Origin of the sequence: Brucella sp. IR073, from assembly GCF_049065735.1 — a bacterium.
Lineage (GTDB): Bacteria > Pseudomonadota > Alphaproteobacteria > Rhizobiales > Rhizobiaceae > Paramesorhizobium.
This window is the reverse complement of record NZ_JBAKHD010000014.1, coordinates 1-23816: the sequence shown is the minus strand read 5'-3', so window position 1 is coordinate 23816 and position 23816 is coordinate 1. Positions and strand designations below refer to the sequence as shown.

Sequence of the window (23816 nt, the reverse complement as noted above, 5' to 3'; positions counted from 1 at the left end):
ATGGTTGGGAACCACGGATAACAAGTGGTATACCGGCACGAACTGGACGGGAGGGGTGGCTCCGAACGATACGGGCACCGACTCGGTGACCTTCGACAAGGGGGCGTCGAATATGAACACGACAATCGTCACGGATATCTATGCCTGGGGCGCCCAGTCGATGACGTTTAATGCCGATGCGCCGGCTTTCACCTTTAAACTGACGGCGACGGCATCCCCACCGGGCGATTACGGTTTAGGCTACACAGGCACTACCGGTGGTGGGATCAAGAATTTGTCGAGCTATAAACCGGTCTTCAATCTGACGGGCACCGACCTGAACAAAAATTTTACTTATTTGCAGATGTTGGGAGACGCTACGCTGGACAATGCAGTCGTGACCGTCGACGCGAACTCAGCGATGCTGTTTGACGACACCAGCACGGCTGGTACCGCCACCATCACCTTCGATGATCTCCCGAATCCGGCCGCCAAGGCAGGAACGGTAATATTTTTGGACAAAAGCTCGGCCGGAAATTCCACAATTACCGTGGGGCAGGTGTTTTTCGGCATTGGACTGGCGCCCTTTGGTGGTGGTGGCGGTGTTGATACGGGTTCCGAAGCGACCGCCGACAACGCGACGATCACAATAATCGGCAGCCAGGGCACGGCGCAATTCGGTGCCGACGCAAATGGGGGCGCCGCCCGGTTCATTCTCAACGTACCCGAAACCGCACCCGGCTTCGATATCTCCCAGCTTGACAACTACGCAATGAGTGTCGGCTCCCTGGAGGGCAAGGGCCCGGTCTATCTCGGCAGCAAGTTGCTTAGTGTCGGCGGAAACAACCTCGATGCGACGCTGGATGGCCCCATCAAGGATGGCGGTATAGCCGGCGGAACGGGCGGGAGCTTGGAAAAGGTGGGCACCGGTACCTGGACATTGACCAACACAAAAAGCACTTATTCGGGGGGCACCACGCTGAAGGGCGGCATTTTGTCGGTATCCGACAATGGAAATCTGGGTGCCTCTACCTCCAAATTGAGTTTCGACGGCGGACAATTGCAAGTCACCGGGAGTTTCACCGGGACGAGCCGCCCAGTCACCATGTCGGGCGACGGCACCATCGAAATCGCCAATACGGGCGGGACATTCGACCTTTCCGGCCAGATAGACGGGGGCGGCGATCTGACGAAGATCGGCGCCGGCACACTCATTTTATCCAGCCCTACCAACAGCGCGAATTTTTCGGGCGTGACGTTCATTGCCAACGGCGCGGTTTCCGTCGGCGCAGCCGGTAATCTCGGCACCGGCGGCATCACATTCGATACCGCCAAGACCACCGAGCATAGCCCTTCCGCGGCCTTGGTGGCCACTGGCAGCTTCGCTTATGACAAGGCAGTGGCGTTCAATACAGACGGCACGATCAGTGTCAGCAGTACGAACACATTAACCTTGGGCGGAGCGCTGAGCCAATCCGGCAACCTCACCAAGATCGGTACCGGGACGCTGGCGCTCGGCGGCACCAATACCGGCTATGGCGGCACGATGACCATCGCCAACGGCGTCCTGTCGGCCGGCGCGGCCGACAATCTGGCATCCAGCGGCATCATTTTTGATACCACCAAGACCACCGAGCAAAGTCCTACCGCCACCTTGCTGGCCACCGGCGGCTTTAACTATGACAAGACGGTGACGTTCAACACGGGTGGCATCGTCAATGTCCAGAACACCGCCGACACGCTGACGCTAGGCGGAAATCTCAGCGGCGGCAGCTCTACAGCCGGCCTGACGAAGATCGGCACCGGGACGCTGGCGCTGACAGGTACGAGCAACGACACGAGTTTTTCGGGCGCCGTGACCATCGCCAACGGCATCGTTTCAGTCGGTGCAGCCAATAATCTCGGTACCGGGGGCATTACGTTCGATACGACCGGCCAAGGCTCGGGGGCGACCGCGACCTTGCTGGCCACCGGCGGCTTCGCCTATGACAAGACGGTGACGTTCAGCACGGGCGGCATCATCAATGTCCAGAACAGTGGCGACACGCTGACGCTGAGCGGAAATCTCGGTGGTGGCAGCGCCACTGCCGGCCTGACGAAGATCGGCGCCGGGACGCTGGCGCTCGGCGGCACCAATACGAGCTATGGAGGCGTGGTAACCATCGGCGGCGGGACCGTTTCCATCGGTTCAAGCAACAATCTGGGCACTGGCGGTGTTGAATTCAACACGGGTGTCACCGGCGGCGGAACTTCCGCCACCCTCGTGACAACCGCTGCGGTAAATTATAGCGGACCGATCAAGCTCACCACTGACGGTGCGATCAACACCGGCGCCGACCTGGTTCTGAACGGGGCAAACCAGTTGCAGGGCAGCAAGACGCTGACCAAAGGCGGCACCGGCGACCTCATTCTCACCGGCGCGAACGGCAATTTTGCCGGCACCCTGCAGATCGATGAGGGCAATCTCCAGATCAATGACGGCGGCACGCTCGGCGCGGACAGCAACAACCAAAGCAAGATCAAGCTGAGCAATGCCGGGAATACACTCGAGTTCGGCAAGACGTCGGGGAGCTACACCTATGGCGGCAAGATCTCGGGTAACGGCGGGGTGACGCAAAAGGGCGCGGGCAGCACCATCACTTTGACCGCGGACAACGATTATGCCGGCGATACCAGCGTCAGCGGCGGAACGCTGATCATCCTGGGAGTCCAGACCGGGGCCAGCCAATCCATCGCCGATGTGAGCGGTAACAACGGCACGCTGAATATCCTGGGAAGCATCGACTCGGCTGTCACTGTTCACGATGGAGGCACACTGACCGGTGGCAATAACGGCACGCTGCCGGACACCCACGGCAAGATCAACAACAAGGTTACGATCGGTGACAAGGGCCACCTTCTGGTGCAGGACCCGCAAAGCCACGTAAAAACGCTTCACATCACCGGGGACCTCAATCTGAATCAGGGCTCCACCACGACATTCAATTATAGCGACAATCCCACCGGCGATCATGACGAACTGGCCATCAATGTCGGCGGCGCTTTGAACATCGCCCCGAATACGGAAGCGAATCTGGTTGTATCGACTGCTGTAACGCTCAGCCCAGGCTACTACGCCCTCATCAAGGCGGCGTCGGTGGATCCGAACAGTCAATTCAACGTGACCCTCCCATCGACTAGGGACGCGATCAAATATACAAGCAACGAGGTTCGGCTATACGTCCCCGGCAATGAGACCCTTAACGTCTGGGCTCCCGACGCGCTTGGAACGGAAGGCGGCTCGGGCATTTGGCAGGGGCCCGCGGGAAATTCAAACTGGACTGATCCGATACAGGATCAAAAAGGGCAGTACACGGACAAGTCCCTCGCAATATTCACGTCCCAGCCCGGCACGGTCAAGCTCGACTCGAGCAAGGGCGCGATCAACGCTGTAGGCCTGCAGTTCGGTGTCTCCGGCTATACTTTGGAGGCAAACGATCCGAGCAACCCGAATGACGTGCTGACGATGTGGCCGATGTCAAACTCCCAGCAGTTCAAGATCACCGTCAGCGATGGTGGCAATTCCAGGGGTATGATCGCGACGGTCAATGTTCCGCTTGTCGAAGCGAACGCCAACACGCAGCTGGTAAAGGGCGGAAGCGGTACGCTGGTGCTGGGCGGGGTCAACAAATATACCGGCGGCACGCTGATTCAGGGAGGGGTACTATCGATATCCAATGCCAACAATCTTGGCACCACCGGCACTATCACCCTCCAGGGCGGGACTCTCGAAAACACAGACGAAGTGACGCTCGACACCTCTCACAATATATCTATACAAAACGTTGCCGGTAACACATTGCAGACCGACAAGAACCTCACAGTTTCCGGCAAGATCTCCGGCACCGGCGCACTGAACAAGACGGGGGCGGCCAAGCTGATCCTCGCCAACGACAATAGCGGCTATAGCGGCCCCATCACCATCACCACCGGTACGATCCAGTTGAATGATGGCGCCAATCTTGGAACAGGCACGGTGAACGTGACCGGCAACGGCGTTCTGGCGTTCAATAATGCCAATGCCTTGACCATCGGCAATGTGATTTCCGGCACCGGCGCGCTGCAGCAGATTGCCGGCGGCACCACTACGATTACCGCCAATAACGACCTGTTCAGCGGCCCGACGACTATTTCGACGGGGACACTGCAGATCGGCAATGGCGGCAAGACGGGTACGCTCGGCAGCAGCGCCATCAATCTTGCCGGAGCCGACAGCATCCTCATTTTCGACCGCGAGGACACGCTGACGGCAGCCAACAGCATCGGCGGAAGCGGCAGTGTCCAGCAGAACGGCACAGGCATGACCGTGCTTTCCGGCCCCAACAGCTATACCGGCGCGACAACGGTCCAGAAGGGTACGCTGCAGGCCGGCAAAGCCGGAGCGTTCAGTTCAGCCTCGGCTTTCACGGTCGTGAAGGGCGCCACGCTCGATGCCAATAACTTCTCCGAAACCGTGGGTGCGCTCACCAATGCCGGCGATGTGCGGCTGAGCGGCCTCGACAACAACAACACCTTCGGCAATACGCTGACCGTCAAGGGCGATTACACCGGGCAGGACGGCACCGTCCATCTGAAGGCCGCGCTCGAAGGCGATAACTCCAAGACCGACCGGCTGGTCGTCAAGGGCAGCACGTCCGGTAATTCGAACCTGGCGGTCAAGAATGTCGGCGGCGGCGGCGCGCCGACCAAGGACGGCATCAAGGTCGTTGAGGTGGACGGCACATCGGGCGGCACTTTCGTGCTGAAGGGCGATTACACCTATCATGACCAGCCGGCGGTTGTCGCCGGTGCCTATGCCTACCGCCTCTTCAAGGGGAGTGACGGTCTGGGCAACACCAGCAATGCGGCGATCAGCGAGAGCGACTGGTATCTGCGCTCGGTCTCCATCAATCCGCCGCCTTGCACCGGCCCCAACTGCAACCCGCCCCCGCCGCCGCAATATCAGGCCGGCGTGTCGGTCTACGAGGCCTATGCTTCGGTGCTGCAGGAACTGAACGCGGTCGGCACCTTGCGCCAGCGCGTAGGCAACCGCTACTGGAGCGGCGCGGCCAACGCGAAAGTCGCCGAGGGTGACAGCGATGGCACCGCGGCTCCGGCCGGTGAGGCGGGCGCCGACATCAACACCGACACCTATGTCTGGGGCCGGATCGAGGGCGCGCATGGCCGTTTTGAGCCGCGCTATTCCACCAGCGCCACGCGCTACAATGTCAACACCTATGGCTTCGAGACCGGCATAGACGGCAAGCTCTATGAGACGGCGATGGGCAGCGTCATCGGCGGCCTCACCATGCATTACGGCTATGCCAAGGCCACCATGGGCTCGGTGCATGGCCAAGGCGGCGTCGACGCCAATGGCTATGGCTTCGGCGGCACGCTGACCTGGTATGGCGATGACGGCGTTTATGCCGATGCGGTGGCGCAGACGACCTTTTATACCAACGACCTGACCTCGGACACCGCGCATCGCTCGCTGGCCAGCGATATCAACGGCTTCGGCTATGCGCTGAGCTTCGAAGCCGGCAAGCGCGTGGCGGTCACACCGAACTGGACGCTGACGCCGCAGGCGCAGCTGACCTGGTCGGCGGTGGATTTCGAGGGCTTCCGCGACACGTTCGGCGCACATGTTCGGCATGACCAGAGCGACAGCCTGAAAGGCCGGCTCGGCATGGCTGCCGATTACGGCCAGTCCTGGCGCGACGAACAGGGAAGGCTGACGCAGGCCAATCTCTATGCCATCGCCAATCTCAGTTACGAATTCCAGAAGGCGAGCAAGATCGTCGTGGCGGATGTGGCCTTCGCCACGCAGAACGACCGCTACTGGGGCGGCATCGGCGGCGGCGGCACCTATAGCTGGGCCGACGGCAAATACGCGCTCTATGGCGAGGTCACCGTCGACACCAGCCTCGAGCATTTCGCCGACAGCTACAGGCTCAGCGGGAATTTGGGGATGAAGGTGAAGTGGTAGTCATCCCTCAATGATTGAATATCATTGACTTAATCAAGTTATAGGTGTATAGCCGAACTCACTTGATACGTTTGTATATCCTCTACCGCTTTTGCGGGGCGGATTGCTCGATTTTTATAAAATCTTCGCCTCCTGGAATGCTTTCGATTAGCGGAAAAGCCTCCTCAACAATATCGGGCGGAGGCAAATGAGCAGGTGGAAGGCGAAGGTCCGGATTTGATTGCAAGTTTTCTTAAAAGAGTAAATATCATGGGTTATATTATGGGTTTGCGGCACATACCTCTATATGTTTACTATACGTATTCATTTATTATCCTAAAGTTCCTGATTAGAGTCATGGCGACAACCTTCGCGCGGCGCGAAGGAAGCACTCGGACGGCGATGCGCTGGGCAAGCCTGATGCTGCCGCTTGTCTGCTTCAGTCAGGCGCTCGCCGATGAACCCATTCCGGCCAAAACAGAGCTGACGATTGCATCCGGGCCAACCGAGGCCGCCGGGTCCGCGGCGACGACGGGCGCATCGAAAAAGGGTATCGCTGTCAATCTGGTCCAGTTGCCCGTCACTAGTCCGTATCCAATTGCAGTGGGCGATCTAAACAATGATCAAATCACTGACATAGCAACAGCAGGCAACGACACCAGCGCCGGACACACAGTCATAGCAGCATATCTCGGCACCCCTGATGGCAAATTCCAGCCGTCGCAACCGGACAATTATTTCCCCAACGCCTTCCCAATGGCCATTGTGGATAATAACGGTCTTGCTGTCGGCCTAAACTGGCAAAGCTGGATCTGGTACATGCCGTACCTCAATGGAGAATTCGTCGACTATCTTGGATTTGGGCTTACTCCTGTGCCCGACATGAGAGTATTTGCTGCGGGTGACTTCAACAATGACGGCGAAACCGACGTCGCAGTCGCGCATGGGTCCAGCCTGCAAGTGTGGCCGATGAACGGCGCAATCCATCCCTATGGCGACCCAGTCCCCATCGGAATTGCCGATATCCAATATGCCGCTAATATGGCCACCGGCGATTTCAACAATGATGGAAAGCTCGATCTCATCGTTCCCGACAACAGCTCCAAGATTTGGATTCTGCTTGGAAAGCGCGACGGAACATTCGAGCCAAATCCTAAAAGTATTCCCGCGGGCAATGGCTACATCCCGCAAACCGTAGCCGTGGCCGATTTCAATGGAGATGGCTACCTCGATTTCGCGGCAGGTTTGAAGAATACGAACACGGGCGGCAAATCGACGGTGGTCGTCTACCAGGGAGATGGCAGCGGTACCAATTTCACGCAGCGGGCGTCGACGGACAACGCGCCGACTGGGACGAATATGAGCGTCACCGTGGGGGATTTTAATGCAGATGGTGACCTTGATCTCGCCATGGCAGAATATATCGAGTCGGATCCAGCAAACACGGCACTCGTGGAAATCTGGACTGGTGACAAAAGCTGGCATTTCACACACACTACCCAGTACCAGCCGGGCGGTTGGCCGTGGTCAATCGTCACCGGTGACTTCAACGGCGATAAATATACGGATATCGCCACCGCCGATCTTGTCGGCAACACCGTGACCGTCGCCTATCTCGAGCCGGCTACGATGACAGTCGACCTTTCAATCACGCCGTCGCGAGTCGATCTCGGTGATGCCGCGACCCTGACGGCGTCAGTGACGTACGGGAATACACCTGTGACGACAGGCACGGTCTATTTCTGTCTATACGGGGCGAAGCTTTGCACCGACATCAATCGCATCGGAGAGGCGCAGCTCAAAGCGCCGGATGGAACGGCGACCTTGACCATCCGCCCCGGTCTCGGCGGTCTGGGCAGCTACCAATATGTCGCCCAGTTCGCCGGAACCACCGCCGAGCCGTCGGCCACCTCGGATCCCAAGCTGCTGACCGTGACGGGGCAATATGCCACCACGACGGTATTGGGCCCGCCTTCCAGCGAGACAGGCCCATTCGATCTGACGGCTAGCGTCAGCGGCATCGTGCCGCCGACGGCCGAGCTTGTGCCCAGTGGCAATGTGGATATCCACGATACCGATAATCAAAACTATAAACTTACCAGCGTAACGCTGTCCGAAAGCGCCCAGACCGGAATGAACCTTCAGACGTCGCAGACATTGTCGACCGGCAAAACACCGAATAATGCCATTGTCGCGGATCTCAATCAGGATGGACGGCCCGATCTGGTGGTGGCTAACTCCGCCGATAAGAACGCGACCGTCTATCTGGGCCAAGAGGGAGGAACTTTCACCACGGCGCCGGCTGCTACGCTGCCTGTCTCGGAAACGCCCGCCGCCGTGCTGGCGGCGGACTTCAACAATGACGGTCGCACGGACGTAGCTGTCGCCAATGGTGCGCAGATTTCGGCCTTCCTTTCCAATACGGGAAGCTTTGGGTTTGCCAGTCCGGTCGGCACTCCCTTCACCGACACCAGCTATACGGCAAGCCATATGGCGGTCGGCGATTTCGATCAGAATGGCATTTTGGACGTGGCGGTCACGGCGAACAAGTCCGACGAGACCGGCGCCATGATGGTGCTGCTCGGTAAGGGAACAGGCAGCTTCGCGCAAAAAGGCGATCCCGTCCCAACGGGAGCGTACACGCAAGATATCGCGGTGGGGAATTTCGGCTCTGGCAATCATCCATCAGTGATCGTGGCCAACCAGCACGACGGCACTGTAAAGGCCTTCATCGGCAATGGTGACGGCACCTTTCAGCCGCCATTGCCAGTGACGGCGGGTTATTATCCCGAGTCATTGGCGGTGGCGGACTTCAACGCCGACGGATATCTGGATTTCGCTCTCGGCAGCAATGGCGGCGAGGGCACGGATAGCGTGATCCAGGTTTATCAGGGCAACGGCTCCGGCGCATTCGACAAGAAAAACACACTTACTCTCAGCATACCGAATGCGGAAACCCGCATAGCGACGGGGGATTTCAATGGCGACGGCCTGACCGATTTAGGCGTCGCCTTCGTTGATGTCGCTTCCTCCAGCCAGCGTCTCCTGCAGATATGGCTCGGAGGTGGGACGTTTACCTTCAATGTCGGCGCGCAGGTGACGCCCGGGCAGCAGCCGAATGCCCTCGCGAGCGGCGATTTCGACAATGACGGCTTCTCCGATTTGGCGACTGCCAATATGGAAGACAGCACGGTGACCGTTGCACTATCGCAGCCGACCGTAACCTCGACGGCGACGGCAACCGGCATCACCGTGGTCGGCACGGGCACCCACGCGCTCGATGCCAATTATCGGGGCGATCTGAGTTTTGCCGCCAGCGATACGACGACGACAACCCTGGCGCCGGCCGAACCGGTGAAATTGCAGATGAGCATGCAGCCGGCGGACGGTACGGCAGTGGAGGCCGACCAGGATCTCCCCTTGACCGTCACGCTGTCGCCGGCAACTGCGCAGAACCACTCGGCCGACGATCTGCTGGTGACCATCACCAACAAGACCACCGGCGAGCAGATCGGCCAGCCGCAGCATCCTTCGAAAGGGATCGTCAATCTTACCATCCAGCCATCACAGCTCCAGCAGGACGCTAAAAACGAGATTGAAGCCACCACACCCGGCAACGACAATTTCGGTGCCGCCTCGATCACCAATACATACCTCGTCGGGATGGAAAACACGCCCCAGCCCACAGGCTCGGACAAGTGACGAATAACCCCGCTTAATGCCTCATTAGGCTTGGGGGGTGAATGAGCCCCAGGTTCATATGATTGCTCACTTTGGCGGTTTCTATGAAACTGCTCTTCACTTTCTCGAAGAGCGTCGGAGGGATAGCGCCATAATAGCCGTTCTCGGTATCAAGCGATTGAATATCCGGTCCAGGCCAAGCAAAGCGGTTGCTCTCGGTCAAAATGATCCACCAGCCAACTGGAACAATGGCGTGCCGGACAGCACCAAGATAGCCTTGCTCAATTACACCACGAATAACCCGATTTTGCTTAGCGGAGTGGCCGCCGAAGCCCTCTCCACATACGTTGCCTTAAATAAAAACTTCATATACTTGACCATTCAGAATGGCGGCTCCCTTACTAACTCTGACGTTTCTGTCCTAGGCCTAAACGCCAATGTGTCCGGCATCGTAACCGTAACGGGTGCCAACTCGAAGTGGGTCAATACATTTACCAATCCGGTTGGCGGTACCCCAACTGAGGCATTCGTAGTTGGCGACGCTGGTTTGGGCACTTTGAATATTGAGGCCGGCGGAACTGTCAGTGTCAAACAAGAGATGATGTTGGGACGGCAAGCAAACGCATGGAACCCCAAGGGCACGGTGAGTATAACGGGCAACAGCTTACTGGAAGTTGGCAGTTTGACACGCGGCGCGGGCGATGCTGAGGTTACAATTAACGGCGGCACGATCAAGGCGCTCGCCAACAATGTGGACCTGATCAAGGGCTTCACCGGCACCGAAATCAATATCACCGGGGCCGGACTGACCCTCGATACGAACGGCAATAATGTCAGCGTATCTTCGGTGCTGAGCGGCAGCGCCAGTGTTTCGAAGACGGGCGCCGGCACGCTGACGCTCACCAACGCCGGCAACAGCTATGCCGGCGGCACCATCATCAAGGAAGGCGCAATCGCGGCCACTTCTGACGGCCAGCTCGGAACGGGCGGCATCACGCTGGATGGCGGCTCGTTTCAAAACATCCACACCGAACGCGGGTCCGTTTTGAGGCCGCGGGCCGTCAATTCGGCAGCCAGACCTCGTAAGTGCATTTGTCGCTTTTTACCCGCTCACGCAACCATTCGGCGTGTTCACCCACAAGCGTGCGTGCGAAGTAGCTGGCGCTGCCGAGAAATTCGAGAACCTCGCTATTCCCGAGGAGCGCATAGACATCATAATAGTGGCGCAGGAAGTTGGCGGGGCATTCGCCGGTTTCCCGTTGCTTGCGGAATTTCGTGGAGATGGTCTGTAGCTTTTCCACTAGCGTATAGCCGGGATGGTAACAGGCGATGCCGAGCGCGCGATTGTCGATAATGTCTACTTGTCGGCTGCGAAATCGTATGCCCATGAACTGATGTCGACCGGCCGGTTCGGTGTGACATCATCGAACCCGAGTTCCAGGAGAACGCCTTCCTTCAGATCGGTTCCGTCGGAGGTTGCGGCGGGATAATGCAGGCGGATCCCGCCGCTTCGAAACTTCTCGTCGTCGAAGGCATGGTCCCGCTCGATGCTCACTATTCCGTCGATTGAGATTTCTTCGGCGAGCCTGTCATAGAAGTTCCGCCGACTTTCGATCTGTTTTGGCTTGTCCTGATTGCGACCTACGCCGACTGTCATTCCCTCAGGCGGATTTATCCGGAGATCGATGTCTTCGGAGAAGCGGTCGATAATTCCGAAGCCCTTGGAGAGGGATGTGCCGCCTTTCAATTCAAAGGAATAACCAGCCTGCTTCAGGCCGAAGAGGCAATGCATGATCCAGTAATCCTTCTCGACGAGGGCAGGGAGAATACCCATTTCCTCGCCGACGATGCGAAGCAGGTCTGGAAATTCCGGGTGCCGGTGCAGATAATCAGCCATCCGCAGCGTCCATCTCGGCGAAGACGTCTTTGAAGAACTTCTTCGCACGCACGCCGCCATAGTCTTCAGCGGCCTGCCGCAAGGCATTCGGATCGAGCTCTCTCGCCACCGCCTTCGCGCATTCCAGTATCTGGGTTTCGTCCTCGGCAAGCCGCTTGAGATTATTGACCAGATCGACCAGCAGGAACTCTTTCGTTGCGACTGCTGGAAACTCGGGCTTCATCCGGAAATCATAGACCCGGTTGCCAAGCCTGAAGCGGCCATGGCGCTTTCTGTTGTACACAACGGTTTCGTTATAAAGCTGTGTGGCGCCGACGCCGAGCGCATTGTAGGCATTCGGCGTCAGCAGCAGAAAACGCTTATCCCTAAGAAACGCTTCCACGAGATCGCGGTCAATGGCTGGAGCGCGTCCAAAGCTGGTGGTTTTCGGGCGCAAATAGACACCACCGGACAGCTTTGTCAGATCGCCGGCGTCCAGCAACTTCCTGATATCCCGATCCACAGAGGCGGTCCATCGTGTCAGGTCCCCCCTGCGATAGACCTTACCCGGGATAAGATGCTGTTTCAGTTCGTCCAATCTGGTCATGTTTTGTCACCTGATCTTCAAGATAGGGCAGAGGACGGATTGTGCAAGTATTTTCATTAAAAATTCATGCACGCCAGAAGCGCAGCGGTCGGATTATGCTGCCTCCCAGACCTGATTGAGAATGCGCGCTGCGAGCGCAGCCTTGTCCTGTGGCAGGAAACGGCCATAGTGATTGGCGACCATCTCCGGTGTGTCCTGGATTGCATAGCTCGCCTGTTCATAGGAGCCCGTCAGCTTCAGGATATGGGTGGCCAGAACATCCCGGACGTTATGCGGCCCGTGGGGAAGCAGTCCCTTGATGGCGCCGCGGCCGGTATAAGGATTGTAAATACCGTAGCGCTGGATCACCAGCCGCCAAGCCTCATAGAAGGTCGTTTGATTATAAGATGCATCCTTGCTTGTCGTCTTCACCGTCTTAACGAACAGCGTGCCCGGATCCTCGGCACCAGCCAGCAGCACGCCGCGATGGCGTTCGATATAGGCGTTGAGGTATGTGTAGAGATCCTGGAGGTCTGGAAGGATGAGCCGGAACGGTTTGGAGCCGAAGAACGACGAGTTGGCGTTCTTGAAGGCGTTGGAAGGGATCAGCACCTCCCAGCCCCGGTCCCGCTCGCTCCAGCGGATTTCGCCACGCTTCATGTCTTCCAGCCGACGTTCCGATGTTGGGAAGTGACCGCGTGGGCACACGAGCAACTGGCGAAGATTCTTCTGGCGCAGGCCGAGATGAAGTCCAAGGCGCAGCATCACGAACGATCGGACTGCTTCGGCCGCCGCACGAGGATATCGATGTTCGTCGGGCATGCGCTTGATGATCTCATCCGTGATCTTGCGGTATTCGGCCAGTGGGCTTTCCGCCTCGAGAATGCACATGATTGGTTCGAACGGATCGCGATGAATACGCGCCACCCGCTGAATTTCCCTCGACCGCTGTGAGGCATGCCTGAAGCAAACATCGCAAGCTGCGTGCCAATCCTTCTGGGCGATTGCAATCTCGGCGCTTGTGATCAAGCCTGGTATCGGTTTCACATTCTCGACTAGTTCCGGGTGTTGCCACATCCAGCCAGTGTCGGGCCGTACCATGCCGAGGAGGACACTCAACATGTCCTCTTCCCATTTGGTATAAAAGCCGCGGCGCCTTTCGCGCCATTGCAGGTACCAGTCCCAAATGCCTGGGAAGACGAGCAGGCCGAAGGTCAACTGGCCAAGCGGAACTCCATACCCTTTAACAGCGCTTTTTGGCGATGCCGCCAAAGCACCGAACATCAGGCCGAGATGCTCGATCTTTTGCGAGGCCGTCTCTTCGCCCCACACGCCGTTCCGCTGAAATCCGAGCGTCGTCAGCGTGGCTGTCTTGAAACGGACCAGGTTTGCCATTTCCATTGCCAGCCGGGGAGGGGCATCGACAACGCCGGCAAGCAGATCAGGATCTTCGATCGTACCGTCGTCGGCGTCGTCATTATAATCGAGCGCGCCCGTGGTGGATCGGGATGAGAGCGTACCACCATAGGAAATGCCGGGAAACCGGATGGCGTATCGCTGTCTGGTTGCTACTGCCTGAAAGCGCCGATAATCGGTGGAGCCGGAGATGATTACCCGGCGAACCCATTCCAGAATTTCCTCACGTTTGCTGAAAGGCAGATTATTGAAATCGTCCGGCAGATGCCAGGCGAGCCGGCGCCGTTCGGCGGCACCGATATCGCTTCCGACGTCATGCCCCGAAGCCGAACGGGATTGATGGGGCAGCTTCCCTTTGAAATAACCGCTTGGCAGGCGATAGCGGCGCTCGATCCTGGAAAGGATATCGAAACTGTCGAGCGACCGTGGCACTTTGGTGCCTTTCGTCCAGCTTAACAGTGTCGTGCGATCGAACGTCCTGTTCTCACCGATCACGGCGCGATGGAGATGCCAATACGTGTCTCCGTGCCGGCGCATATGATAAATCAAAGCATGCTGAAATTCAGCCGGATCATCCGTCCAATCGAAGAGCGGTTTCGGAAATTCTTCAACCGGCTTTGGTGCCACACCGGTCTTTGCCTTCGTGGCCCGCGCTGGCGTTTGACGGGGAGGGGCGGATTTACCTGGTCGAGCGGTTGACACCCGTGAAGTATTGGTCGGCTTTTCGGTTATCCCGGTACGGGAGGGAAGATCATCGTCCTTCGACCGTTCCTTGTCGATCCAGCGCTTGATCGCTTCAAGACCAGGGCGCAACGCCTTTTTGAGCGTTGCCGTCATTTCGTCTCCAAGACCGCAGGCATCAGAGATCGACTGCCAATCCATGCCGCTGGTCCGCATGGGTGGGTGTTTGCGATAGATGATCAGGCTGGCGAGATATGGCTTGATGTTGTCCAACGCTCGCTTCGAGACCAACGGCGCGACGCGGACATCGCAGAATTCTGAGATCTTGCGTTGAAAATGAAGTGTTGAATCAGTTTGGTTTCTCATGGCAGCCTTGAGTTCTTATTTCCTGCACAGATGCAGGGCGTGGCCTGCTAAGGCCATGCGGTAAACGAACTCTAAACCGCTCGATTTCGGCTTGCGCGAGCCGCAGCTGCCATACCTGAGCAGGTCTTATCGTGTTAAGCGTCGAACATGGGATTCGGGGTCTTCATTCATCGTTCCGATTCGATTTACGACGACAGCCCGGCGGAACAATATCAGTTCCCGCGCCAATATCTTGGCCGCGTTCAAGCCTGCGTGGGCGATTGGATCGTCTATTATGAGCCGAGCAAGGTCGCGGCGACACGAGGCTATTTCGCTGTGGCTAAAGTCGCCCAGGTCATTCCGGATCCGAAGGCATTTGGAATGTATTTGGCGCTGATCGAACCAGGCAGCTATTTGGATTTCATCAATCCCGTGCCGTTCAGCGGTCCGGATGGTGTCATTGAACGCGGTGTTTTGAATGAGGAGGGACGGATTTCGGGGAGGGCCCAAGCGGCGGTGCGACCTGTTTCAGCGGCGGATTTCAACCGGATCGTGTCGATCGGTCTGGATGAGCACGAGCCTGAACTGCCTCGGTTGGCCGAACCAGATAGCGTATTCCCTACGGATGGCTTTGAAGAAGAAGCACAGGCGCCCTTCATCTTTGAGCAAGAGCGTGATCGCGTCGCGCAACTCTCGTCGCGGATCGTCCGTAACCGCTTGTTTCGACGACTCGTGCTGCAGGCATACGACAAGCGCTGCGCGATCACCGGTTTGAAGCTCATAAACGGTGGAGGGCGTGCGGAAGTCGACGCTGCTCACATAAGGCCGGTTGAGGCGAATGGCCCTGACATTCTCACCAATGGTATCGCCCTCTCAGGCACCGCGCACTGGATGTTTGATCGAGGGTTAATCAGCCTCTCGGATGAACTTGATATTCTAATCTCGCGGCAGGCAAACGATCCAGAGAGCATTCGAAACTTGATCAATAAGACTGGACGAGCGATCGTGCCGTCACGATCTTTCGAGAGGCCCCATCCGCATTTTCTTCGATGGCACCGCGAAAATTGCTTCAAGTGCTGATTGGTTGAAAGCTACAGATTAAAAAGAAGTAATCAAACCAAGCCTCTGCCGCTCGATCGAGATATGTAAAACCTCCTTTCATGGAGAACTTCTTCGCAAACTCGAGGAATCAGGCTCACCGTGGATAATATACACGGCCGCGGCAGCTAAGGCGTGATTTTCCAGACGCTATTATCCTGGAGAGGTGTCCTTGACGCCTCAGATTTTTTCGTCAAGCTTCTCTTGGGAAAGGGTGATTCTTGGCGGGGGCTGCTTTTACATTGTCGGCGGATATGTCTTCCTCGCGGTTATTCGGCCAGCTTGGACCGGAGATATTCACATTATTCTCCGGGGGTAATCGTGTGCTCTATGAACGGGCGATCCTTGCGGTCTATAATGGTCTTTATCGATCTGACCTGCTTTTTCCCACTCAAGCGGAGGTTGTAAATGTAATCTACAATTGTATTAGCCGCGAGCCTGGTCTGTGGGCCGAGGAGGAGGCCGCGGTCGATCTGGATCGTCTCGTTGTGCGAACGGGTAGACGGGTGCGGCGGCGCAGGGTCGAGGGCGTGGACGATGAGGCGACCGGGATTGCCATCAGTCGCAGCCGGCATATCTACAACAGGATGCTGCAGACCGGATGGCTGGATGAGGCCAATTACGGGCTGAAGACGACCGTGGAGATGCCGTCCGGCGCGATGCGGCTGGCCGAGTTCCTGTGCTCGCTCAAGGAAGGCGTGGCGGAGCAACTGGGCGGCCTTGTAATTGAGGTTCGTAATGCCATACGCGCCGTCGAGGAAAAGCCGGCGGAGAACGCACTGGGCTTAAACAAGGCGGCGCGTGACGCGGCAGCCTTCGGACGATATCTTCGCAGTGTGCTTTCGGCGCTAAGGGACATCGACCGTCAGGTTCTTTCCTCCGAAACGCTCGCAGATCGCCTGCGGCACTATTTCGAAGATTTCGTGGAGCAGATGCTTCTACGCGACTACACTGCCATTACGACCACCGCTCACCCTTATCGCCATCGCCGCGCCATCCTCACCATGCTGGATCAACTTGAGGACTCCAGCATCGATACGGCAGCCATCGCGGACGCCTATCTTGAAGCAAAACTGGTGGTGAATGCCGCGGCGGCGCGTGATCTTGTCTATGAGGACATTTCAAGCATCCGCCGGGTCTTCGAGCGCATCGAGGAAGCTTTTGAGGCTATTCAGCGGCATCGATCAAGGCTTGAGACAAGGCTGCGCAATGTAGTTCGGTATGCCGGGCGGCGCACAAGTTTTCTTCAGCGCAGCGAGCATCTCATCCGGAGCCTGGACGACGTAATAGTGAGCCGTATCAGGGAAGTGCCGATCCGCGGGCTGGTTGAGCCGCGCATTCCTATATTGGCGTCTGACCTACTGGCGAAACCGCGCGGTGCGCGCCCTGCGGTGTCGGAAGCCGATCTTTCGCTACCACCGCCCGACCCGATCATGGAACTACGCCGTCTGCTGGAAAGGGCATATCTCGACCGCCTTATCATCTCACCCGTCAAGGTGAGCCGGTTTCTGGAACGGCGCGTGCCCCCGCATGGCGAAATATCCGGGGCATCCTTGACCATCGAGACTGTGGACGATTTCCTTGCATTCGAAGCGGTGCGGTTGCTGGTTGCTGGCGGCCTTGGCATGGACGACAACTCCACGCTGGCGATGGCGTTGCGGGGGCGCTTCGAGTTCGTTCGTGATGATGCGCAAGGCGTTTCCAATGATTGGCTGGACTGTCCAGGATTTATTGTGAAACGCCTCGACGGCAGCATTGCATTGGAGATGGGGCATGCTTCTTGAGTTCGCCGCGCTGGAGGATACCAATTTTCGCGACTTCCAGCGGGTTACGCAGCTGATTGCACGTCTGATGCGTGATCAGTTTGTCCATGCCGAGGACCGAGGGTCCCTCACGCTTCTGGAGGCGCTGCATCGTCCGCAGCTGAAGGCGCTGGTAGAAGCGTATTTCGAGGTAGCAGGATATCGCCTAGTCCATCGCGAAACCGAAGGGTGGGTGGGGATATTGCCGGACCCGGAGCGGATATCACTCCCACGGATGCGCACCGACGAAACGGTGGTGCTGCTCGTAATGCGCCGCCTTTGGGAGGAAGCGCTGCAACTGGGAGAGATTGAAGACAAAGGCACAGTGCGGACGACCCTGAACGAGGCTTATGCAGCCTATCAGGAAATCGTCGCCGGTACACGCCGCGCAAGTCTGGCCCCGCCGGTCTTCCGTGAGGTGCTCGAAATGCTGGAAAAGCGCGCGCTGGTGCGGTTGGGAACACTAGATCCGGAAGCACAGGACATGGATCTCGATATCCGCGCGCTCGTCGCCACGGTCGCCGGGGATGATTTCGTCGCATCGCTTGAAGCCCTTCTTTCAAGCGCCACCGTGATTGCCCAGGAGGCGAAGGAGCAGGCGACTGCGGGGGGCGAAGCATGATCGAACTGAGACGAATTGTCCTCATCAATTGGCATCTTATGGTGCGCGCCGACCTTGATTTGGCCGGCGATGCGGCGATTCTCGGAAAGAACGCGGCGGGAAAGTCGACGATCATCGACCTGATCCAGGCGGTCATGGCTGGCGGCTCGTCAAAGTTCTATCGGTTTAACCGATCGGCGGGTGAGAGTGGTCAGCGGTCGGAGCGCACCCTTGCCGGATATTGCCTTGGACAGCTCAACGACGATACGTTCCTTCGGCCCGATGCACGAAGCTACATCGCGCTGGTCTTCGAGGACACCGATGGCAAACGTCGGCCAGTCACGCTGGGGCTTGCGATTGAGGCGTTGCGTGGGCAATCGGCGGAAGTAGTGGGGCGTTTCGTCGCCGATGGCGTCCGGCTCGACACCGGAATGCTGATCGACGGGAAGGATGGGGAATCACGACCGGCAGAGTGGCGTGTGGTGAAGCGGCGGCTGGAGCAGGCGTGTAATTCGTCTGACGGCCGTCTTCATACGCCGGACGACGTGAGAACGTTTATCCGTGAATATATGCGCGTGCTCTTTACGAATAAATTGCGCGGCGATCCCGAACGGTTCATCCGCACTTTCGTTGCAGCGCTTTCCTTTGCGGACATGTCGTCGGTCGAGCAGTTCGTCAAGAAACATCTTCTGGAACCGAACCCGATCAACATAGCGGAACTGCGGGACTCGATCCAGCGCTATCAGGAAATCAAAAAGACGATCAGCAATCTTGAGGAACGCCTGAACGCGCTGCAGGCGATCAGTCTTCAGATCGAGGAATTCATAAAGCTTGTGACTGAGGAGGCAGTCTGCCGCGCTGTTGAGAAGACCGCCTTGCTTGTGGAAGCGCTGGGCGCTCTTCTCGGGAACATCCGGGATAAGCGGCTGAAGCTGGACGAGCTGCGCAACACGCAAGCCGAACTCAACCGCGTCAAGGAAGAAATAGAACGGGAAGAACAGGCACGGGAATCGATACGGCGGCAACTGGCGGCAAGCGGGGCGCAGGCCCAGAGAAACGAGGTCGAGAGGCAGATCAAAGATCTCGAACGTGAGAGTGCGGCTGTCATGGAGAGGCTTGGCCGAAGGTATTTTTCCGCTGCCAGAGCCGTGCAACTGCTCACATTGCGTGACCGGCTTGCGATTATCAATCCGGGAGAGCTGATTCGCGCGCTGGAACGGGTCGAGGAAGCCAGCCGGGGCGTGACGCCGCCCCAATGGCCCCGGGATCCCGCGGGCATGGAGGCAATGCTTGCTGCTGTGGCGGATGCAGCCCGCTCGCGCATAGAAAAAGTTACGCAGCAACGCGATGATGCGATATACCAGAAAAGGGTGATCGACAGTGAAATAAAACGAGACAGCGAACAGCTCGAAGCCGCACGGCAAGGAAAGGTTCTTCTTGATTCTGCGACTGTGAGATTCATGGAAGCTCTCTATCGCGAGGGAATGCGGCCACGAACGCTCTGCGAGGTTGCGGAAGTGGTCGATGAACATTGGCGCGATGCGGTCGAGGCGCTGCTCGGGCGCGACCGGGAGACGGTGATCGTCGATCCCGATCATGCTTACCGCGCAACCCAAATTCTAAGGCGCGGCAGGAGTGACTATCCTGGCTGCCGGGTCGCAAACACCCGTAAACTTCAGTCTCGCTCGACCACGTCAGCTCCCGGAACACTGGCTTCGATGCTCCGCAGTGATGATCCGCTGGCGATGGCGTTCGTGGTCTTCAGAATTGGAAACGTTCATCTCGCTGAGAGCCAGGACGAGCTTCTTTCCGCAGGCCGGGCTGTCATGGCTGATGGGGCCTATCATGATGGCCTCGTCACGGAAATACGCCGCGCCCAAGGGCTGAAAATCGGTCGTGCTGCCGCGCCACTCATGATCGAGACGCTGCAAAAGCAGATCAACGAACGCACAAGCTTATTGCAAGTCCATCATGAGAAGGAACGCTTTTTTGAGGATGTCTTGCGCCGGCTCGAACAGTGTGCCGAGCCGGTCGCTGATAAGGACAGGCTGGAAACCATCACATCCACTTACAGTGAGCTTGCCGAGCGGCGCGCTGAAACCCGTGAACGTCTTGAAAGGGTTGCATCGCATATGGATCCGCAACTTATGGAAGCGGAACAGCGCGCAACGCAAATGATCAAGAGTCTCAATGAAGATCGGGATGAACTTCTCACCGGCTGCGCGACGCTGAAGACAGAGATTGAACAGATCAAGCAAAAACTGGGGGGAGGTGAGATGCTGCCCGGCGCTTGGCGCGCCTTGGCACATCGCCGCCGCCAATTCAAGAAGGAGGTGTATTCGGTATCGCACTTCCAATCGATACGGAAGCGTTATTCCGCACTTAAACCGCGCTTGCCCGCTAAAATTGCGGCCGATATGGACAAGCGTGCCAGTGATGCGCGGGAAGAACACCGAGAACTGGAGCACGATATCAGGACCGCGCTGGGCCGCTATGCGATAAATTTTCCGGATTCGCTGGAAAGTTATGCGCAAGCCTCGATCGATACCACTGTTAAGTCCTGGGTGACGGAAGGCGTTGCCACACTCGAAGGCAACGAACTCATCCGTTACCGGGAGCAAGCTGAGGAAGCAGCGAGCCGCGTCACGCTGCTATTCAAAACCACGTTCATTCATGAGCTGAACAGCCGGTTCGGACAAATGGAAGCGGAGATGGACAGGCTCGCAAAAACGCTCCGGTCTCGCCCGCTTCACGGAGAAACCTACAGTCTCAAAACCTCGGTCAAACAAGAGTTCGAGGATCTTCATCGACTTGTGCGCGATAGCGAAACCGACGACAGCGTACTCGACGCTTTGTTCGGGCGAGCACAGTCTCGGGACGAGCGGCATGCCAGAGCCATTCGGCAGGTGGAGCAATTGCTTGCGGATGACACCTTCGATTTCACAGTCTTTCAGGATTATCAGAATTATTTTACCTACGATCTGAAAATTCACAATGCGGTCGCCAATCGCACCACGAGCTTTGACCGGCGTCGGGGCGTGGCAAGCGGGGCCGAACGGCAGGTACCATTCTATGTGGTGATAGGCGCGGCGCTTGCCGGCGCTTATCATGGTACACGCCATTCGGAAGATCATGCCGGTATCGGCATGGGACTTGCCGTTTTTGACGAGGCGTTCAGCAAGATGGATGGTCCGAACCAGCGAACATTGCTGGATTTCTATCACGAAATCGGACTTCAGGTGGTGATTGCCGCGCCGACCGAGAAACGTGCCGTTGTATATGAAAATTTGAATTATATCATCGACGTCTTCCGTAGCGGCGATGTCTCGGCGGCGGAATCCATCAGGATAAAAGACCGGGTTCGTCGGGAGATGCGCGCCGTCAATCCGCAACATGCGACTGATGAGGAATTGGCGGCGCGCCTGAACATGGAGACTCAAGCCGCGGAATGAGTCATCGTAGCTTTTCTGATATTTCATCCCTGATCGACTACCTGCTCGACCGATACGAGAAGAATCCGGATGCAAGCCGTTGGACAGCGGCGGTTAATCTGGATGGATTGAGCGTCAATGCGAGCGATGCGTTCCAAGAAGAACTTGTCAGTATCGAGGATGCAGGCGGAATCGCTATCCTATGGACCGGTCCGAAATGGGAGCGTGCGATAAAGAGCGTGAAGCTCCAGAATCCAGAGGTGCTTTATCGGCGTGCTGCACGGCGACCAGCACCCGAATTGGCGGCGGAATCTCTCGCAATGCTGCGTGAGCGGGACGACTTGCCAAAAGGTGCGGCGCGGCTGATCGATGAAGCCGCTTCTGCCTGGAGCCGTAAGTCTTCATATATAGGCATCGGGCCGGGGGAGGGCAGAACGTTCGGTCAAGTCCTTCGGCTGGCCGGGGCCATATACGAACGCCTTGCCGAACCGCCTGGAAATGAAGTGGATTTTCGCACTTTTTCAAGGCTGGCGTCAGGCGATAGCAAGGCGCTTGAACGCAATCTTGGCCCGGTGGCGGCAGCGATCTCGCTCCTCATCCCGATGGGGAAGACACAAGCTGCGCTGAATACTGAAGAATTGCTTGCTAGCATTGGTATCAAACGCCTTCCTCAGCCCGTGCTCATCCATGGTTCCATCGCGTTGGACGAGCAGCCATTTCCGAAAATGCCGTTCGTCGGGGTGCCGACCGAATGCGCCGGTCGGATCTACCTGCATAATAGGCCGGCCTACCTGCTTACGATTGAGAACTTCGCCTCCTTTGTGCGCTATGTCCGAGAGATCGGGCAGAGCGACGGTGGGTTGGTGATCTACTCGGGCGGCTTCCCCTCGCGGCCGGCGCTAGAGACGATTTTGAGGCTGGCCGGACAGGCCGACGCGCCGACCTATCATTGGGGAGATATGGACGCGGGCGGTGTCCGCATCTTCCGCTACATCGAGCAACATCTTGCATCCGTCGGAGTAAGCTTGCACCCACATATGATGAATGCGGATCTTCTTCGGCAGGCCGGTTCGAAGGCGCAAGGCTCAAATCACGTCGGCGGCGATATGACGGAGAGCGCGATCGCAGAGCTTGCCTCGGTTATCGAGCAGACGGGCCTTGTGCACGAGCAGGAGGAGTTCGATCCGCAAAGTCCGCTTGCCGTTTCAGTGCCGGTCCCCTTGTAATGCTTTTGGTAGCGCCATGTGTTGCGAGTGGTGCCACCTGACTGCTTTCCTCGTCTTGGGGAGCCCCTGTGCCGGTCAATATCGTAGATAGTGTTCCCAATGCTAAGACCGTTCACCCATTGCGTTTGCAGGTTCTCGCCGGGGCTGGTAGCTGAGCCAGTCATTTCCCATAGTTCGGGCTGCTCCTCCGGTGGAGGGGCAGCCCAGTTTGCGCTATTCAGATCGTCGAGTTAAGCGTATAGCTTGCCACTTTCGACCAGGTTGTCTTGCCGTTCGACACCACCATGTAATCGATCTGGATGATGCCTGCGCCGGTCGGACCGGTGTCGGTGGTTGCACTGGCATAGCCGGCGACGGCCCATTGCGGCAGGGTGTAGATGCGGGCGGGGGTCCACATATTAGCGTCTATGTCCAAGAATGTCGGTTCGAGAGTATATTCCGTCACCGGCACGACGTTATGTATTGTGACAGCCCCCTTCCCCATCTGCGCGGAGAGGACGTCGTTGCCCTGCAGATAGAAGAACAGGGTGACCTCGTCGTCTTCCTTGAGGTTGGTTGCGTCGACATAGACCTCGAAGACCGGAGTGACTTTGCTTGGCGTGACCGATTGAAAAGGGGAAACCATATCGATCGCCGGTGCCGGCAGGGGCCGGTCGCTGATGTTGCACGGTCCGGTCTGCGGTGTGCCCTGCGCCGTAAAGGAAAGGGGCTTCGACTGCTTCCAGGCGCCGTTATAGGCGACATAGATCAGCTTGTTGGTGCCGCCCGAGACGTCGAGGGTGGCATAGGCGACATCGATGCCATCGGCGTTGGGAAGCGCTTGCTCGGCCCGTCCATTATAGACGATCCGGTCGTTGAGAATGAACGCTACCTTGTCGTTGGGACGCAGGGTCGTGTCCGTTGGAAGGTTGACCTTGAAGGGCATGATGGGGCAGCCGGTCGGGATGTTCAGGACCGTACCCGTCAGTTCCTTGATGGTGGGGGCCGTCAGGGATGCGTTGGCCGAGGGATCATTGTCGGCGAAGGCGAGGGAGGCGCGGGGCAGGTTTTTGCCATTCCACTGCATGTAGAGATCGAGACGGGTCTGGGTGCCCGAACCGACATAGAAGGT

The 23816-nt window shown here is 57.8% G+C and carries 12 protein-coding genes and 1 pseudogene; 8 read left to right on the top strand and 5 right to left on the bottom strand.

What is annotated here, in order from left to right:
• Window positions 1-4 precede the first annotated feature (4 nt).
• The 3 genes and pseudogenes from ACOWVG_RS18535 to ACOWVG_RS18525 form a co-directional block, all read left to right on the top strand.
• Window positions 5-5983, top strand: coding sequence for an autotransporter outer membrane beta-barrel domain-containing protein (locus ACOWVG_RS18535; RefSeq protein ID WP_420963842.1), 5979 nt, complete (start codon window positions 5-7; stop codon window positions 5981-5983).
• Window positions 5984-6319: 336 nt separating this feature from the next.
• Window positions 6320-9664, top strand: a complete 3345-nt coding sequence (locus ACOWVG_RS18530) for an FG-GAP-like repeat-containing protein (protein ID WP_420963841.1) — start codon at window positions 6320-6322, stop codon at window positions 9662-9664.
• Window positions 9665-9722: 58 nt separating this feature from the next.
• Window positions 9723-10592: pseudogene (locus ACOWVG_RS18525) on the top strand (autotransporter-associated beta strand repeat-containing protein); the annotation flags it as partial.
• Window positions 10593-10704: 112 nt separating this feature from the next.
• Here the strand turns inward: ACOWVG_RS18525 and ACOWVG_RS18520 are convergent.
• From ACOWVG_RS18520 to ACOWVG_RS18505, 4 genes are all read right to left on the bottom strand, one after another.
• Window positions 10705-11031, bottom strand: a complete 327-nt coding sequence (locus tag ACOWVG_RS18520; RefSeq protein WP_420963847.1) for a nucleotidyl transferase AbiEii/AbiGii toxin family protein — start codon at window positions 11029-11031, stop codon at window positions 10705-10707.
• Entirely contained in the window at window positions 11001-11540 is a 540-nt protein-coding gene (locus tag ACOWVG_RS18515) for a nucleotidyl transferase AbiEii/AbiGii toxin family protein (RefSeq protein WP_420963840.1), read from the bottom strand. Before ACOWVG_RS18515 ends, ACOWVG_RS18520 begins: the two co-directional genes overlap by 31 nt.
• Window positions 11533-12126 (bottom strand): hypothetical protein, encoded by a 594-nt coding sequence (locus ACOWVG_RS18510; protein WP_420963839.1) that lies wholly within the window; start codon window positions 12124-12126, stop codon window positions 11533-11535. Before ACOWVG_RS18510 ends, ACOWVG_RS18515 begins: the two co-directional genes overlap by 8 nt.
• A 93-nt stretch (window positions 12127-12219) precedes the next feature.
• Window positions 12220-14568 carry a hypothetical protein gene (locus ACOWVG_RS18505; RefSeq protein WP_420963838.1) on the bottom strand — a complete coding sequence of 783 codons (2349 nt, stop codon included), beginning with the start codon at window positions 14566-14568 and terminating at the stop codon, window positions 12220-12222.
• A gap of 147 nt (window positions 14569-14715) precedes the next feature.
• Here ACOWVG_RS18505 and ACOWVG_RS18500 point away from each other — a divergent pair, with 147 nt between their 5' ends.
• The 5 genes from ACOWVG_RS18500 (at window position 14716) to ACOWVG_RS18480 (ending at window position 22705) form a co-directional block, all read left to right on the top strand.
• A complete protein-coding gene (locus ACOWVG_RS18500) occupies window positions 14716-15627 on the top strand; it encodes an HNH endonuclease (protein ID WP_420963837.1) in 912 nt (303 codons plus the stop codon).
• A 272-nt stretch (window positions 15628-15899) separates the two neighbouring features.
• The gene (locus tag ACOWVG_RS18495; protein WP_420963846.1) at window positions 15900-17429 is read left to right on the top strand and encodes a Wadjet anti-phage system protein JetA family protein; all 1530 of its coding nucleotides are present in this window, start codon (window positions 15900-15902) and stop codon (window positions 17427-17429) included.
• Window positions 17419-18069, top strand: coding sequence for a DUF4194 domain-containing protein (locus ACOWVG_RS18490; protein WP_420963836.1), 651 nt, complete (start codon window positions 17419-17421; stop codon window positions 18067-18069). Before ACOWVG_RS18495 ends, ACOWVG_RS18490 begins: the two co-directional genes overlap by 11 nt.
• The gene (locus ACOWVG_RS18485; RefSeq protein ID WP_420963835.1) at window positions 18066-21500 is read left to right on the top strand and encodes an SbcC/MukB-like Walker B domain-containing protein; all 3435 of its coding nucleotides are present in this window, start codon (window positions 18066-18068) and stop codon (window positions 21498-21500) included. The genes ACOWVG_RS18490 and ACOWVG_RS18485 overlap by 4 nt, the downstream gene beginning before the upstream one ends.
• Window positions 21497-22705 (top strand): Wadjet anti-phage system protein JetD domain-containing protein, encoded by a 1209-nt coding sequence (locus ACOWVG_RS18480; protein WP_420963834.1) that lies wholly within the window; start codon window positions 21497-21499, stop codon window positions 22703-22705. The genes ACOWVG_RS18485 and ACOWVG_RS18480 overlap by 4 nt, the downstream gene beginning before the upstream one ends.
• A gap of 217 nt (window positions 22706-22922) precedes the next feature.
• Here ACOWVG_RS18480 and ACOWVG_RS18475 read toward each other — a convergent pair.
• Window positions 22923-23816 (bottom strand): hypothetical protein (locus tag ACOWVG_RS18475; RefSeq protein WP_420963832.1); only part of this gene is annotated, 894 nt, incomplete at its 5' end.

Coding starts and splice junctions, on each gene's coding strand:
- ACOWVG_RS18490 (WP_420963836.1), top strand. CDS start 17,419: ATGCTTCTTGAGTTCGCCGCGCTGGAGGATACCAATTTTCGCGACTTC.
- ACOWVG_RS18495 (WP_420963846.1), top strand. CDS start 15,900: ATGTCTTCCTCGCGGTTATTCGGCCAGCTTGGACCGGAGATATTCACA.
- ACOWVG_RS18515 (WP_420963840.1), bottom strand. CDS start 11,540: ATGGCTGATTATCTGCACCGGCACCCGGAATTTCCAGACCTGCTTCGC.
- ACOWVG_RS18505 (WP_420963838.1), bottom strand. CDS start 14,568: ATGAGAAACCAAACTGATTCAACACTTCATTTTCAACGCAAGATCTCA.
- ACOWVG_RS18480 (WP_420963834.1), top strand. CDS start 21,497: ATGAGTCATCGTAGCTTTTCTGATATTTCATCCCTGATCGACTACCTG.
- ACOWVG_RS18530 (WP_420963841.1), top strand. CDS start 6,320: ATGGCGACAACCTTCGCGCGGCGCGAAGGAAGCACTCGGACGGCGATG.
- ACOWVG_RS18520 (WP_420963847.1), bottom strand. CDS start 11,031: ATGGGCATACGATTTCGCAGCCGACAAGTAGACATTATCGACAATCGC.
- ACOWVG_RS18485 (WP_420963835.1), top strand. CDS start 18,066: ATGATCGAACTGAGACGAATTGTCCTCATCAATTGGCATCTTATGGTG.
- ACOWVG_RS18500 (WP_420963837.1), top strand. CDS start 14,716: ATGGGATTCGGGGTCTTCATTCATCGTTCCGATTCGATTTACGACGAC.
- ACOWVG_RS18510 (WP_420963839.1), bottom strand. CDS start 12,126: ATGACCAGATTGGACGAACTGAAACAGCATCTTATCCCGGGTAAGGTC.